This is a genomic window from Hyphomicrobium sp., assembly GCF_019744875.1.
In the GTDB taxonomy this organism is placed as follows: Bacteria; Pseudomonadota; Alphaproteobacteria; order Rhizobiales; family Hyphomicrobiaceae; genus Hyphomicrobium_C.
In genome coordinates, this window is the sequence record NZ_JAIETU010000005.1 from 937,320 (window position 1) to 950,839 (window position 13,520).

Consider the following 13,520-nt stretch of genomic DNA (forward strand, 5'->3'; position numbering starts at 1 on the left):
CCGGAGGCTAGACTTCGGACGCCACTCTAATCTCGACTTCGGCCGTCTGCATGGACTTGAGCAAGGGCCCGGCCGGATTGCTATCTGTGACGAGCAGATCGATCTGGCTCCAGCTCGCATAACGGGCCGTGAACATCTCATTGAACTTGGATCCGTCGGCCACGATCATGCGCCGGTTGCCGCGCTCGATCATGGCGGAATAAATCTCGGCCATCTCAATCAGCGCGTCGCTCGCACCTTCGGGCGCAAGCCCGCTCGCGCCCAAAATGACCCACTGGGCGTTGTATTGTTCCAGGAAACGCAGCGTTTGCGCGCCGTAGGTCGCGCCTTCTCCAGCAAGGTAGAAGCCTGGTGTCATCAAGACGTTGATCGTCGGATTTGTGCCCAGGGCCATGGCAATTGCGAACGAATGCGTGATGACGGTGATATTCTGCATGGTGGCGGCCATGCGCCGCGCCACGTGAAGCGTTGTCGCGCCAGATCCCATCATGAACACGCTCGCGCCGCTGCAGGCTTCGCACGCCGCCTTGGCGATGCGCGTGCGTTCTTCGATCAGCAGCGTATGCCGTTGCGCGACCGAGGGTTCGGCCGCCTTGCGCAGGATGGCGCCGCCGTAGGTTCGGTTGATCACCCCTTTGTCCGTCATCTCGTCGAGGTCGCGACGGATCGTTTCGGTGGTGACGCGGAGCGCATCCGCGAGCTCGCTCACCCGCAATGTTGGTTGGTTGGAGAGCAACGAGACGATTTCCCGCTGGCGGACGGATTTCTTGTTCATCTTGCCGCGCTCTCACCACGCAAAGGAGTAAAAGTCTCAGGACGACCTAAACCAATCGTCGCAAAACTAAGTGTTTACACCGACATGTCACCTGGAAAGTCGAGCCCGTCCCGTGCGCTTGCAGCGCGCGCGTGCGATGGGTCGCCGACGAATGGAAGCGTACGCCCGCTTGGCCATGCGTGAGGTGAGCGTCACGGACAAGCGAGATTCGAATGAAACCGTTCTCGAGACTGCTACGGGCGCAGCATCCACATCGGAGTTAGACCCTGGCGACTGTAAGGTTTGGTTAACGGCACATCTCCGCTCCGCGCACTGGGGAGCAGCACGTTTCCGCTAGGCTGTGAAAGCGGTCATGGTTGTTAACTGCCATCAGCTTTCCGAAACTCGGCAGTCCCGGAGCTCACGTCAACGCTCAAAACGGGTTCACGTAATTCAGAATAGCCGTCATCCGCAGCATGACGCGGCGGATGACGTGGGTTGCCTGGGCGTGATCGGTAAAGATGGCGGCCTCGCCGGTGGCGCCGGCAGGCAATCGCTTCGCAAGGTCGTCATCGTCGATCTTGAGCCGCACGACAAACGGAGCGGATTTCACTTCCGATGGTGCGACCGCAAAACCGGATGGCTTGAGCTGACCGGTCGAGACCGCCTGCAGCACCGTATCGACTTGGCCGGTGAAAATCCGGCCGGGGTGCAGTTTGAACGTCAGCTCCACCTTCTGGCCCGGCTCGATGTAGCGCGCATCGATCTGGGCGATTTCCGTTCCGATGATCGTTTCCGACGTGTCTATGAACGCCATCACCGGAGAGAGCGGCAGGTTCGCGACGCGCGCGCCCTTGCGGAGCGCAATGTTGGTGACGAAGCCGTCGGCCGGTGCGCGCACCACCGTCTTGTCGAGGTTCCATTGCGCGCCTGAGAGCTGCGCCTTGAGTTGCGCCACTTCCGACTCGCGCTGCTGAACGTCGAAGAGACGCCCCGCATCGTGCGCCTGCAATTGTCCCATCTGCTCGCGCCGCAACTCAGCGAACTTCAACTGCGCGGTCAATGCGTCGACCTGCGCTTTGAAGGGCGTCTCGTCGATGCGGAACAGAACATCTCCCGCTTTCAGGGGCCGGTTCGCCTGAACCGGAACCTCGACAACCTCGCCGGCGACGTCTGGCACGATCTGGACGGAATGGCGGGCAACGAGAACCGGCCCTGACGGCGCGCCCCAACCCATGGGGATGAACAGCGCGATGTTCAGAATGAGCAGCCAGACAAGCGGAGATGCTTTCCAGAAGAGGTTCGACGGCACGATCTCGAGGTGCATCAGAAGAAGCAGAACCCCCAGATAGACGAGCAACAGGAAGACCATCATGGCCCGGGCGTCCTCTGTGCAGGAGCGGGAGCATCGACGAACGCCCAAATCAAAGCCAACGGCCAAAGGACGAAGCCGCAGATCAGAGTGACCCAGCCCGCAACCTCGACGGCCTCAGCCCATGGATGGTTACGCCGTTTCGCAAAGTGCCCTGGCGCCATTCCGAGGGCGACAAACACGGCGATCGCGCACACGATGAGGACGACGAGTATGAAGATCGCGAAGTAGTCGATGAAGCCCATGTTTCGCCTCCATCAGGCAGCCGGCCCGCGCGCGACGCCCTACGCCTTGATGACCGCAGGCGGTGTCCAAGACCCGTCTGTGACGGCCGTCTTCGGCCAGTAGGCGCGCATGTAAAGCGAGAAATCGCCCTTTGGTGCCGGTAGCCAGTTGGCGCGCTGTACCGGATCGGTTGGTTCGTCGGCTTGAACATGAATGCTCAAAGAGCCGTCGTCCGCGACCTTCAGGTCCTTGTTCTTCGTCCCGACCGAGAAGCGATTGATTGCGTTGGCGACGAAGAAGTGATGCTCGTTGTAGATCGACAGCGACCAGAATCCGTTGACCGGCGGCGCACCGTCCTTTGGGAACGTCACGCGGTAGCGGTTGTCGCTGTTGAGACGCGCGCCCGAGACATCGAGGTCCTGGTAGAAATATTTGGTCTCGTCGGGTGAATTGACCAGGATGTTCGACTTCGCAACCGCCGTGCGGGTGAAGTAGTCGGTGCCGAACGCGGATTCGTTCGAGATCGTGCTCCAGTGGTGCGGCAATTGCTGGCCGTAGTTGCGGAACTGAAACAGCGGCGTAACGAGTTTCTCTTCGGCGTCCTTGGCCGCCTCGATCATCGCCTGCTTCATCTTCGGATTGTCTTTGGCCGCGGCGAGCACTGCCGCCACCTGGGCGTAGCGCGCCTCTTCGCCGGGCAGTGGCGGGGCATCAGCCAGCACCGCCGGAAGTTCGTCGAAGAATTTTTCCGGGAATACCCAACGTGTTTCCACTTCACCCGGAGGGGCACCGGCAATTCTCGGCAGCTTGCTCCACTCCATCCGCTTCATGCGTCCGTCGTAGTCGGCCAGCGGATACATCACGATGCCGGTCAGCACGTCCTGGATCGCGCGCTTGTCTTCAGGGGTATCGTCCTGAAAGATGCGAGGGCCGGCCAGCGCGGTGCGGGTCGAAGCGCGAAAGACCCTGGTGATCCCCTTCGGGACGTCGCCCTGCCAATCGGGACCGGCCAGCAGATAAAAGCCCGGCGTTGATCCATGCATCTTGCCGAGCTGAACGAAGCTGTCGGTGCGCAGATCGACGATCTGATAGACCCAGAAGCGATCGCCGAAATCCGGCACCTGGATGACTACGGGTGAGACATCCAGCGCGAGCAGGCCGAGACCATAGACCACGTCCTGGTTCGGGCAAGCGACGTTGCGTTCTTCCGGATTGACGTAATCCGTGAGCATGGTGAGCCCGTTGAGCGGCGCCTCGAGCAACGGCCCGGCGTACCTGAATTCCTTGAATTTCGAAAACGCGAGGCGGCGGTTGTACATGTTGACCAGCGGCCAGGCCCAGAAGAAGACATCGCGCGCGACATGCGCCGCATAAGCTTCCGTGATCTTCACGCGCGCATCAGGCACGGTCGGCAGAGCTTGCGACCAATTCGGCGACAGGGGCATTTTTGAAGTGTGGACGGATGTAGCCGATGTCATGTGGCGGGCTCCTACACGGAATAAAGTGCGCGTTCTCGTAGTTCGACTTTTGCAACGTCAAGACGCTGAGGACAGGGCATCGAGATCACGCCGCACGCCGGCGAGCGCGAACATCATTCCCGCGAAGTAAATTCCGATGAAGAACGCTTGGCCGACCAGCCAGGCGTTCTTTCCGTCGGCAACCGGCGAGTAGTAGAAGCTCGGCCAGATCGCATCGAACACGAAGTAGCCGGGGTACCCGACGGCAAACACGCCGAGCAGTCCGCTGATGCAGAGCCAAAGCGGCAGGTCGCCGAGATCGTTGTCGGTGCTCGGCGAGACGCGCGCTGCGGTGATGAGCGTGAGACCTATTGCGGCCATCCCGAGCCCTCCCGCCTGGACGGCCGCGACCGAGAGCGTCCACGGACACGCCCACCAAAGCGAAATGTTCTGCATGAACAGCTCGCCCGTAGGCCAGCGGGCGCCGACGCAGTAGTGCGCGATGATCCCGAAGGTCAGAAAAAGCGCCGAAGATAAAAAGGCCAAGACCCCACTTTGCGAAGCGCGCACCCAGTGCCATGGCGTCCTCCTCTCGCATCAGCGTTTGACAAGGGGTGGCGGGTAGTACGTGCCGTTCGCCACGCCCTCCGTCGGCCGGTAGAAGCGGAACGTGAGGCGATACTTCTGTCCCTTCGGTGTCGGCAGCCAGTTCGCGTCGGGCACATCGGCCGGCTTCTGATCGGCGAAGTAGAGCGTGAGCGATCCGTCCGGGCCGTATTGCACGCCCGAGTGATTGTTGATCAGAAAGCGATGGAGTGGGTTGGGAAGGACGCGGAAGCGGTGACTGTCGACGGCGATCACCGACCAGAAAAACGTGGCGTACTGCGCAGGCAGGCCATCCTTCGGGAACGTCAAAGTGTAGACGTTGTCACTCTGGAGTTCGGCCCCGGCCTCATCCAGGCTGCCACGATAGTAGAGCACTTCCGGCTTGATGTTTGCCCAGATGCCGCCGTTGTTCACCATCGTCCGCGCGAGATAGTCGAGACCGTACTCTCCGACCACGCCGGGGCGCGCCCAGCCGTTTTGCACCGTGCCGTGCCCAATGCGTGCGCTGGCCTTGCCGATATCGCCGAAGGCGCGGCTGCGGATCACCTTGTCGACACGCGCGCGCTCTTCCGGATCTTTGACGGCGCGTCCGATCGCGTGAGCCTTGTCGCCAAGCCCCTCTAGCCCGACGCTGAGATCTGGTTCGCCGTCGAGCGCGACATCGGCAGCCTCGAAGGCCTCGACGCCCGGAAGGTGCTCGAGTTCGAAAATCGGAGTCGCCGGGATGTCCGGCAGCTTCGGTGTGCCAGTTGCCTGAAACTTGAATTGATGCTGCAGCTCGATGGCCCGTTCGGGATCCGAGCCGAGTTCGACCCGCGCAAGAACTCGCGAGTACTTCACCGGCAGGTCGATGCGCGTGGCGCCGTCCGGAATATCAACTTTCGCGCCCCTCATGCACATGGCGAACTCACCGAAGGGCCGCTTGGGAAAGAGGCGCTCGTTGATGTTCGCAATCGTTTCACCCCAGCCGTTGAGGAAGTGGACGGTGTAATAGCGGCCTTCGACCTTCGGCACGCTCACGATCGTGCAACTGCTTTCGTCGACCGCGACCCACGCCTCCGAGTACGCCACATCGAGATTGGGATTGGGCCAATCCACTTCTCCGGGCTTGCGATGCACCAGCTCGTTCCATTTGAATCCATCCTTGAAGTCGAGCTGCTGCTGGCGCGTGATCAGCAATCTGCCGAGCAGATAAATGTACGCGTCGCTGATCTCCTGATCGGAATAGCTGGGCGCTTGCGCGAACCCGGGGCCTGCCAGCGTCAGCGTAAGGAGAAAAGCCAGAATTCTCTTCATCTCGTTCCTTCCTCCTATTGCACGGCACTCTTGGTCTCGACGATTTTTACGGCCGGCGGGTTCCACCTCCCCGTCAGCGCATCAGACTTCGGTCCATAAAGGCGCATGGTGAGGTTGAACGCCCCCTTGGGCGCGGGCAGCCAATTTGCTTCCTTGTCGGGGCCAGGGTTCTCGTTCTGGAAGTACAGATCGAGAGATCCGTCCGGGTTGGCTTTGAATGGCATCCAGCTCGACACGGCGAAGCGGTTCAGGGCATTCGCGGTCTGGAAGCCTTCCTGATCGTAGAGGGTGATCGACCAGAACGCCTCGACGGGCGGCAGGGCTGCTTTGTCAAACGTAAGTTTGTACTTGTTGGAGCCATCGAGGGGCTTGCCCGTGTCGTCGGCGAGGTTCAGCGGATAGATTGCGTCCTCGGGCAGGTTGGCGCCGAGGCCGACTTGCGCGACGATCGCGCGCTTCAAATAGTAGTTGCCGTAGACCCCCATCGTATCGGTATTCATCGACCAGCCGTTGGCCACGCGGGCAAGGGTTGCGACCTTCCATTCCATAAGTTTCTGCGCATCGGCGGGCGCGCTCTCGATCGCCTTTTTCACGGCGGGCTCGAGGTCGGCGAGGGCGAAACTCGTACCGGGCACTAGCCCGATGCGCCGCATGCGGGCGACGATCGGCTGGTCTGTGATGTGCGGGGGATGACGCTTCATGAGTTCGGCAGCGTACGCGAAGTATGCGGCGGCCGGCATGGCGTCGACCTGCGTCTTCGGAGGCGTTTTCATGTCGACCGAGGCGTCGAGCTTGGTCGACACCGGCGTAGGGGTCTTGCCCCATTCGGAGAGCGGCGTGATCCCATAACCAGCCTGGATTTTGTGAACGGCCTCATAGTCTGCCGGACCATCGGTTTTCGTGCGGCCGATCACCCAGACATATGGTGTCGGCGCGTCGATGCGCTGCACGCCGCTCGGCAGCTCCGCTCCGGATGTCCAACCCGGCGGGGCCAGCAGGAAATTCGCGGCCTTAGTGCCCGTCGTGCGCGATCCGGGAGACGCGAATACATCGGACCACATGTCGAGCATGGGAAGGAGATAGAAGCGGCCTGCCGTGTCCGGTGCCGAAACGATGACGGGGCCGGATGTCAAGTCGAGCCAGCCGCTCGAATAGAGCGTGTCGAAGTTGGGGCGCACGACCGCCCGCGCGTCGGCGGAGGGGAAGGCCTTCACGTTCACGAACGTGTTCATCGGGCCGCCGAATTCGGTTTTTCCCGCCTCCATGTTGGTGAGCTGGCGGCGCGTCACGTCCATGGTGACGAGCGGATAGAAGTACACGTATGCATCGACGGCGATGGCGTGGGCCGCCTCGGGCGTCATGTCCTCGGCGCGCGGCGCCGACGTTATCGGGAGGACCGCAAGGCTTAGTGCGGAAATGAGTGCGGCGCCCTGCCTGCCCGTTACGCGCACGTTCGCTTTCATGATCGAACTCCTCAGTTTTGCGAAAAAACCGCGTTCCAGTCCTGCTTCATGTCGACGACGGTCCAGCCCTTGGCGGCGGCCTCGTCGAGCCCCTTGTCGAGCATGCCGATATGAGACGTGCGGTCGTACGCCCACTCCCGCTCGGCATCGGTGTGGTGCACGTAGAGGCAGAGGCGCGCGCCGGGGGCACTGCAGGTCCATTGCAGCATCTGCAGGTCGCCGTCGGAGTTGCCGAACGCGGCAATGGGGCGGCGGCCGATGTGGCGCTGGATTCCGACGGGCTTGCCCGCCTTGTCGTCGTTGAGCACGAGCTCCGGGAGCTTGACGATGACTGGGCCGGTCTCGCGCATTTCGAGCTTGAGGCCGCCCGTTGACCCGACGACCTGCTCTGGCGGGATGCCGTACACGCGTTCCGTCCAGGGACGCATGAACTCGATGCCGCCGCCGGAGACGATGTAGGTCTTGAACCGGTTCGCCCGCAGGTAGGCCAGCAGTTCCAGCATCGGCTGATACACCATCTCGGTGTAGAGGCGGCCGCTCTTCGGGTGCTTGGCCGTGCCGATCCAATCGCTGACCGTGGCTGCGAACTCATCCGTCGTCATGCCGGCGTGTGTGGCCGCCATCAGCGCGGCGATACCGGCTTCGCCGCTTGCCGCAACGCCCTTGAGATCGCCCTTAAGAAGGGACGCGAACGGTTCCTTCGTCTCCCAGTCCGGATGCTGCGGCGCGAGCGCCTTGACGCGGGCGACAAGAAACTCGACCTGAAAATAGACGGGCTGCTCGGCCCACAGCGTGCCGTCGTTGTCAAAGACGGCAACGCGCTCGGCCGGTGCGACGAAGTCTTTGCCACTCTCATTGGTGACGCGCGCCACGAAGTTGACGATTGCATCCTTTGCCGGCGAGGCGTTCCACGACGGCAATGGGTCCGCTTGTGCGCACGCGGCATCGTGCGCGCCGAGCCCGGCCGATGCGACCGCGAAGGCGATGACAATCACGCGAACGAGATGCATCTCAATTGCTCACTGTTGCGGTGCTTCAATCTGACGTTGCCGGACTTCGGCCAAATCGCGTTCGAGGAAATAGTTGAGAAGCGTGCGGATAGCGGCGATCAGCCCGAGCCGCGCGACCGACTCCCAGTCGGTCGTGACCGATGTCTCGACGATGTCGGCGGCGAGCTGAAAGGTCAGGCCGGCGACCAGCCAACGCGAATAACGGATCCAGATGTCGCGTTGCTCGTGTCCGCCTGCCCCCGTGGCCAAGGCCTTCGCAATCGCCACTGCGGCTTCGATCGTCCCAAAGCAGATGACGATGAGCGCGATGAAGTCGATGGCCGCGATGGCATGGCGTGTAAGCGGTTCGAGAGCCTCGATCATGGACGCGCTCCCGCGGTCCGGGCGAAGTGCTCGCGACAGTGATTGCAGTCGTTTTCGCGAGCGAAGCGGGCATCGAGCGCAACGCAATCTGTCCGGCCCACTCGCCGAAAAAGCGACACCCGGCCTGGACTTGAGGGGATAGCGGGCAATCCGTCCACAACATGCGACCGCGTTGCTCTTGGCCGCGAAGCGGCCCTGTGTAACCTTGAATGAACGATGTGCTTTGTTGGGGGGGCTGCCTCATGCCTTTCGATGCATTGCCTGACGGCGAGGAGCCGCAGGGGCCGGTGTGTGCGGCTTGCAAGTCGCCGATCCGGAAACACGAGCGCTCGCGCCGCGTTCATTTCGACACCGACCCGCATGGCTTTGGCGGCCTCACGGGCGACTACCACGAGAGGTGCAGCAAGCCGATGGAGCAGCTTGCGCACGTCGTAAATCTCAATTGGTTCGGAAAATTCTAACCAACGCATGTTCGGCCCATCTTGATCGAGGGGCGGCGAGCACACTCGCCGCCCCTCTGGCTTATTGGCCGCTCGTCGAGGCGTCCGCCATGGCGCTCAAAGCGTCGTCGATGGTGAAGCTGTTGGGCTTCTGGATCGCCGGGAACTCCTTGAACGTCTCGGCGAACTTTCCAGCGATCGTCTGGGACGCCATGATCATGTAGCCCTTGCGCATGTACCAATCCCAATAGGTATTCGAGGTAACATCCGCGAACTCATAAGGATCGGTGCGTAGGTTGAAGAGCTTCGGCACGCGCAACCGCGTGAACGGCTCTGCCCAGACCTGCAGCGTCCCCTTGCAGCGCTGCTCCATGAACGTCATTTTCCAGTTGTCGAAACGGATCGCCAAAACGTCGCCGTCATCGCTGATATAGACGAACAGATTGCGCGGGCTCTCCTTGGACTTGCCGGTGAGGTAGGAGAGCAGGCTGAACCCGTCGATGTGGTTCTTGTAGGTTCGTCCGATCGCCTTGTAGCCCTTCTTCAACTGGTCGACGACGTCCAACGCGCCAGCCATTTCGAGGAACGTCGGCATCCAGTCGTGATGCTGCACGATCCCGTTGGCGATTGAGCCGGCCTCGATCTTGCCAGGCCAGCGCACCAACTGCGGCACGCGGAAGGCGCCCTCCCAGTTGGTGTTCTTTTCGCTACGGAACGGCGTCATGCCGCCGTCCGGCCAGGTGTTGCGGTGCGGACCGTTGTCGGTCGAGTACACGACCATCGTGTCCTCGGCGATGCCAAGCTCGTCGAGCAGATCGAGCATTTCGCCGACGTTTCGGTCGTGGTCGATCATTGTGTCGTGATACGCCGACTGCCAGCGTCCGGCCTGGCCGCGACTTTTCGGCTTCGTGTGCGTCCAGGCATGCATGTGCGTGGTGTTGAGCCAGACGAAGAACGGCGCGCCGTCCTTGTTCTGCCGCTTGATGAAATCCGTGGCGGCGGCGACGAATTCGTCGTCGCATGTCTCCATCCGCTTTCTATTGAGCGGACCGGTATCCTCGATCTTCTGCTTGCCGACCCGGCCCCACCGCGGCATCTCGGTCGGATCGTCCTTGTCGGTCGCCCATGAATGAATGACGCCGCGCGGCCCGAGGCTCTTTTTGAAGCCCGGGAAGTCCTTTTCGGACGGATAGTCGTATTCCTCGGGATCTTCCTCGGCGTTGAGGTGGTAGAGGTTGCCGAAGAACTCGTCGAAGCCGTGGTTGGTCGGCAGCATATGGTTGAGATCGCCGAGATGGTTCTTGCCGAATTGCCCCGTCGCGTAGCCCTGCTCCTTCAGCAACGCCGCGATCGTGACGATCTTCTCGTTCATGCCGACCGGCGCGCCGGGAAGCCCGACTTTCGATAGGCCGGTCCGGAAAACGCTTTGTCCTGTAATGAAGGATGAGCGGCCGGCGGTGCAGGATTGTTCGCCATAGCTGTCCGTGAACAGCAGGCCTTCCTTGGCGATGCGATCGATGTTGGGCGTTTGATAGCCCATCAGCCCGTGAGTGTAGCAACTCAGGTTCGATTGCCCGATATCGTCGCCCCAGATGACGAGGATGTTCGGCTTTGCCGACTTTCCGTTCTTCGCTGCTTTGGCCATACGCATACTCCGTTCTGTTCAGTGTTTCCTGCCCCCCGGGAATGCGACTTGCTGCGATCGGTCGGTGGTGTCCGCGTTCAATGCATGGTGTGCCTCCTCAACCAAATGGACCGATGTCGAAGACCATGCTCAAGACGGCGAGAATGCCGATCAGCAGCAGGATCCCGGCAGTGATGAGCGTGATCGAAATCGGAAACCCGCTCTCTCCATGAATGAGCCCGCCGCCTTTCATATTCGCTCGCTCTTGGCGCAGGCCCGTCATGAACTGCACGTGGTAGATGATGCCGCCTCCCAGCATCGCGATGCCGAGGAGCACGAGCGCGATGCCGAAGTTGCGTGGAGCACCTGCATGCGTGATCGAACCTGCCTCGCGCAGCTTCTCGAACACCTGGTAGATCGTGAAACCGAAGCTGATCAGCGACAGGGACGTGCGGATCACGGACATCAGTGTGCGATCCGCGCTCATGCGCGTACGCTGGAACGACATGCCCGTGCGCCGCATCGACATCTCGGTACGGCCCGTCGAAAGATCTGTCCGGTACTCGGAGAGCGACGTGCGATGTTCGGACAGGCCGGTGCGGTGCGTCGACAGTTTGGTGCGGAAGCGGGAGTACTGAACTGACGCCACATCCGGCTTCGTTTCGTCGATCGCCGGGATGGACGGCACGGGCGTTTCAGGAAGCCTCTGCGGACGTTCCGACAAGGACATGAGTGCGTCCTGCGTCATGGGCCATCTCCCGTATTTGCGTGACGGAGCTTCCGGCGTGCCACCAGCTCGACGAGCCATCGCACGATGAAGTAAGGCACGACCGCGAGAAGAATGGCGATCATCACGGCCTCGGCCGGATAAAAGCGGTCAAAGACCTGGTGCTGGTAGAGGACATCCATGGCGATGCCGAGCAGCATGATGCGCGCGGTCGCTGTCAGTCCTTCGCGCAACCGCCCCGCGGGCTGGGACGGATCCCATAGCGCCGTCCAGAAGAAGGCCTTGTGCCCGCTGCGCGCATCCCTGAGCCCGTCGTGCACGGCTGCGATCGCCGCCATCGTCGGCTGCAGGAAAAAGCGGAATGTCATCGGGCCATCGGTGCGTCCAAAGATGTCGGCCCAGAAGCGCTGATGCACCTCCGTCGACAGGCCGTGCTTGAAGAACCCCCACCCGACAAGCGCGAGCGCCAACGCAACCACGACCCACGTCATGGCCTGCTCGAGCGGTATGGGGGCGCTCCGGGCCATGGGATCAGCCGCACCCATGATCGCGATACTGATCCCGCCAGTACGCGCTTCCCGTTTCGCGCCACTTGCGCCAGTAGTAACCGCAGTTGCTCGCGGTGCCGACGGCGACGCTGGCCGCCACACCATTCACGATCCAAACGCCGTTGACCCAACGGCCGGCGCGGCGTACGTCGCGCGCAACGTGGCGCGCGGCGTGCCGTGCACGCGGATGGCTATGGGAAATTTTGCCGGCTTTGATATGGGCTCGGCCGCCGATCCTGCGCGCGTCCGCATCAGGACTGAAGGAAAAGAGACCGAAGCAGAGCGCGAATGCCCCTGCTGCAAGCGTCACATGTCCGATCTTCACGTCATGTACTCCCTTGTCTCGGTTCATTTTTACGTTTGGCGCACCACGCATCGAAAGCCGACGTGGCTGGTCGAAGTGTCGATGGGTTCCGGATGGCGGGCGGCGGGCCGATAGCGGCGACAGTAGTTTGGCGCGCAGAGATGCGAGCCGCCTTTCAGCACCTTGCGTGGAATGCGGATCTGCGGCTGGCAGGGATCGAAGCTCGCCTCGCGGCGCGCACCACGCGGGTTCTCCGGGATGCAGCAGGCTTTGGCCGCGTCGGCCGGGTGCTTCGGGGCGTACCAATCGCTCGTCCACTCCCAGACGTTTCCGATCATGTCGTAGAGATCGTAACCGTTTGGCGGGAACGCGCGGACCGGAGAGGTCCGCTCGTAACGATCAAGCTTCAGGTTCTCGTGCGGAAAGTTGCCCTGCCAGGTATTGGCCATGTGGCGTCCGCCGGGCGTGAAATCATCGCCCCATGCGAACTCGCTATTTTCGAGGCCGCCCCGGGCGGCAAATTCCCATTCCGCTTCTGTTGGCAGCTCTTTCCCTGCCCACGCCGCATACGCCTCGGCATCTCTGTAGGCCACGTGGACGACGGGGTGGTCGTCGAGGCCCTTGATCCAGCTTCCGCGGCCATACGGCTTGCGCCAGTTGGCGCCAAATCGAAACTCCCACCATTGCGCCCATTGGCGGAGGTCCACGTGGCCGGAGGGCGGTTGGAAGACAAGCGATCCGGCCTTGAGCATGTGAGGAAGCGCGCCGGGATAGTCCTCGGCCTTCGGCGCGATCTCAGCAAAGGTGACGTATCCCGTCGCATCCACGAACTTGCGGAACTCGGCGTTGGTGACGGGCGTCGAATCAATCCAAAATCCGTCCACTGTCACGCGATGGACCGGAGCTTCTTCCGGGTAGTGTTTGTCCGAGCCCATGGCGAAGGTGCCGCCAGGCACGAAGATCATGCCTTGACTAGAATGGCCCGTCTGGCGACGATTTTCATCTCGCGACGCTAAGCACGCATCTCTTGAGTCGGACGCCGTCATTTGAGGTCCTTTTACGATCGTGGCGAATACGCACTCTCAAGAACCGTTTATTGAAGTACCGCAATTGCGGCTCACCAAGCGCCCGAGGCTTCGTTAGTGATTATCGAAACGTTTCGTCGCGCCGCACCAATCGGACGACGAAGCTGCTTATGTTCCAATCGAAGCCAGAGGCGTGAACACCGCAATTCCCGACGACAACGGGAGCGGCCTGAAGGGTGGAGCAATCCATTTTTTTCTATTGAATTGAAGACGAAGCAGGTGACGTTGCTTCGCATCGAGCGCACC

General features: G+C 61.7%; 15 protein-coding genes. 1 reads left to right on the forward strand and 14 read right to left on the reverse strand.

Features of this window, described 5'->3' with window-relative positions; translation table 11 throughout:
* Positions 1 to 7: 7 nt before the first annotated feature.
* The 9 genes from K2Y42_RS14385 to K2Y42_RS14425 all read right to left on the reverse strand — a co-directional run bounded on the left by K2Y42_RS14385 (position 8) and on the right by K2Y42_RS14425 (position 8,546).
* On the reverse strand, positions 8 to 775 hold the full coding sequence (locus tag K2Y42_RS14385; protein WP_291153750.1) for a DeoR/GlpR family DNA-binding transcription regulator: 768 nt from the start codon (positions 773 to 775) through the stop codon (positions 8 to 10).
* 412 nt (positions 776 to 1,187) lie between these two features.
* Entirely contained in the window at positions 1,188 to 2,129 is a 942-nt protein-coding gene (locus K2Y42_RS14390) for an efflux RND transporter periplasmic adaptor subunit (RefSeq protein WP_291153753.1), read from the reverse strand.
* Positions 2,126 to 2,371, reverse strand: a complete 246-nt coding sequence (locus tag K2Y42_RS14395) for a DUF3302 domain-containing protein (protein WP_291153756.1) — start codon at positions 2,369 to 2,371, stop codon at positions 2,126 to 2,128. Before K2Y42_RS14395 ends, K2Y42_RS14390 begins: the two co-directional genes overlap by 4 nt.
* 39 nt (positions 2,372 to 2,410) lie before the next feature.
* A complete protein-coding gene (locus K2Y42_RS14400) occupies positions 2,411 to 3,829 on the reverse strand; it encodes a DUF1254 domain-containing protein (protein ID WP_291153759.1) in 1,419 nt (472 codons plus the stop codon).
* A 57-nt stretch (positions 3,830 to 3,886) separates the two neighbouring features.
* Positions 3,887 to 4,354 carry a hypothetical protein gene (locus K2Y42_RS14405; protein WP_291153762.1) on the reverse strand — a complete coding sequence of 156 codons (468 nt, stop codon included), beginning with the start codon at positions 4,352 to 4,354 and terminating at the stop codon, positions 3,887 to 3,889.
* 51 nt (positions 4,355 to 4,405) lie between these two features.
* On the reverse strand, positions 4,406 to 5,710 hold the full coding sequence (locus K2Y42_RS14410) for a DUF1214 domain-containing protein (protein ID WP_291153764.1): 1,305 nt from the start codon (positions 5,708 to 5,710) through the stop codon (positions 4,406 to 4,408).
* A gap of 14 nt (positions 5,711 to 5,724) precedes the next feature.
* The gene (locus K2Y42_RS14415; protein ID WP_291153767.1) at positions 5,725 to 7,173 is read right to left on the reverse strand and encodes a DUF1254 domain-containing protein; all 1,449 of its coding nucleotides are present in this window, start codon (positions 7,171 to 7,173) and stop codon (positions 5,725 to 5,727) included.
* 11 nt (positions 7,174 to 7,184) lie between these two features.
* On the reverse strand, positions 7,185 to 8,183 hold the full coding sequence (locus tag K2Y42_RS14420; RefSeq protein ID WP_291153770.1) for an HAD family hydrolase: 999 nt from the start codon (positions 8,181 to 8,183) through the stop codon (positions 7,185 to 7,187).
* Positions 8,184 to 8,192: 9 nt separating this feature from the next.
* Entirely contained in the window at positions 8,193 to 8,546 is a 354-nt protein-coding gene (locus K2Y42_RS14425; protein WP_291153773.1) for a DUF1622 domain-containing protein, read from the reverse strand.
* A 242-nt stretch (positions 8,547 to 8,788) separates the two neighbouring features.
* Between K2Y42_RS14425 and K2Y42_RS14430 the strand changes: the two genes are divergently transcribed.
* Positions 8,789 to 9,007, forward strand: a complete 219-nt coding sequence (locus K2Y42_RS14430; RefSeq protein WP_291153775.1) for a hypothetical protein — start codon at positions 8,789 to 8,791, stop codon at positions 9,005 to 9,007.
* A 61-nt stretch (positions 9,008 to 9,068) separates the two neighbouring features.
* Here K2Y42_RS14430 and K2Y42_RS14435 read toward each other — a convergent pair whose 3' ends face one another.
* The 5 genes from K2Y42_RS14435 to K2Y42_RS14455 all read right to left on the reverse strand — a co-directional run bounded on the left by K2Y42_RS14435 (position 9,069) and on the right by K2Y42_RS14455 (position 13,154).
* Positions 9,069 to 10,631 (reverse strand): arylsulfatase, encoded by a 1,563-nt coding sequence (locus K2Y42_RS14435; RefSeq protein ID WP_291153778.1) that lies wholly within the window; start codon positions 10,629 to 10,631, stop codon positions 9,069 to 9,071.
* A 97-nt stretch (positions 10,632 to 10,728) separates the two neighbouring features.
* Complete coding sequence (locus K2Y42_RS14440) at positions 10,729 to 11,358, reverse strand: DUF202 domain-containing protein (protein ID WP_291153781.1); 630 nt, start codon at positions 11,356 to 11,358, stop codon at positions 10,729 to 10,731.
* A complete protein-coding gene (locus tag K2Y42_RS14445) occupies positions 11,355 to 11,864 on the reverse strand; it encodes a hypothetical protein (protein ID WP_291153784.1) in 510 nt (169 codons plus the stop codon). The genes K2Y42_RS14440 and K2Y42_RS14445 overlap by 4 nt, the downstream gene beginning before the upstream one ends.
* A 4-nt stretch (positions 11,865 to 11,868) precedes the next feature.
* Positions 11,869 to 12,210: a hypothetical protein gene (locus K2Y42_RS14450; RefSeq protein ID WP_291153787.1), complete on the reverse strand. Its 342-nt coding sequence runs from the start codon at positions 12,208 to 12,210 to the stop codon at positions 11,869 to 11,871.
* 29 nt (positions 12,211 to 12,239) lie between these two features.
* Positions 12,240 to 13,154 carry a formylglycine-generating enzyme family protein gene (locus tag K2Y42_RS14455; RefSeq protein ID WP_291153790.1) on the reverse strand — a complete coding sequence of 305 codons (915 nt, stop codon included), beginning with the start codon at positions 13,152 to 13,154 and terminating at the stop codon, positions 12,240 to 12,242.
* Positions 13,155 to 13,520 lie beyond the last annotated feature (366 nt).

Bases quoted from the DNA above. Each gene is read 5' to 3' on its own strand.
- K2Y42_RS14455 (WP_291153790.1), bottom strand. From the start codon at position 13,154: ATGATCTTCGTGCCTGGCGGCACCTTCGCCATGGGCTCGGACAAACAC.
- K2Y42_RS14385 (WP_291153750.1), bottom strand. From the start codon at position 775: ATGAACAAGAAATCCGTCCGCCAGCGGGAAATCGTCTCGTTGCTCTCC.
- K2Y42_RS14415 (WP_291153767.1), bottom strand. From the start codon at position 7,173: ATGAAAGCGAACGTGCGCGTAACGGGCAGGCAGGGCGCCGCACTCATT.
- K2Y42_RS14410 (WP_291153764.1), bottom strand. From the start codon at position 5,710: ATGAAGAGAATTCTGGCTTTTCTCCTTACGCTGACGCTGGCAGGCCCC.
- K2Y42_RS14395 (WP_291153756.1), bottom strand. From the start codon at position 2,371: ATGGGCTTCATCGACTACTTCGCGATCTTCATACTCGTCGTCCTCATC.
- K2Y42_RS14400 (WP_291153759.1), bottom strand. From the start codon at position 3,829: ATGACATCGGCTACATCCGTCCACACTTCAAAAATGCCCCTGTCGCCG.
- K2Y42_RS14435 (WP_291153778.1), bottom strand. From the start codon at position 10,631: ATGGCCAAAGCAGCGAAGAACGGAAAGTCGGCAAAGCCGAACATCCTC.
- K2Y42_RS14430 (WP_291153775.1), top strand. From the start codon at position 8,789: ATGCCTTTCGATGCATTGCCTGACGGCGAGGAGCCGCAGGGGCCGGTG.
- K2Y42_RS14425 (WP_291153773.1), bottom strand. From the start codon at position 8,546: ATGATCGAGGCTCTCGAACCGCTTACACGCCATGCCATCGCGGCCATC.
- K2Y42_RS14420 (WP_291153770.1), bottom strand. From the start codon at position 8,183: ATGCATCTCGTTCGCGTGATTGTCATCGCCTTCGCGGTCGCATCGGCC.
- K2Y42_RS14445 (WP_291153784.1), bottom strand. From the start codon at position 11,864: ATGGCCCGGAGCGCCCCCATACCGCTCGAGCAGGCCATGACGTGGGTC.
- K2Y42_RS14440 (WP_291153781.1), bottom strand. From the start codon at position 11,358: ATGACGCAGGACGCACTCATGTCCTTGTCGGAACGTCCGCAGAGGCTT.
- K2Y42_RS14390 (WP_291153753.1), bottom strand. From the start codon at position 2,129: ATGATGGTCTTCCTGTTGCTCGTCTATCTGGGGGTTCTGCTTCTTCTG.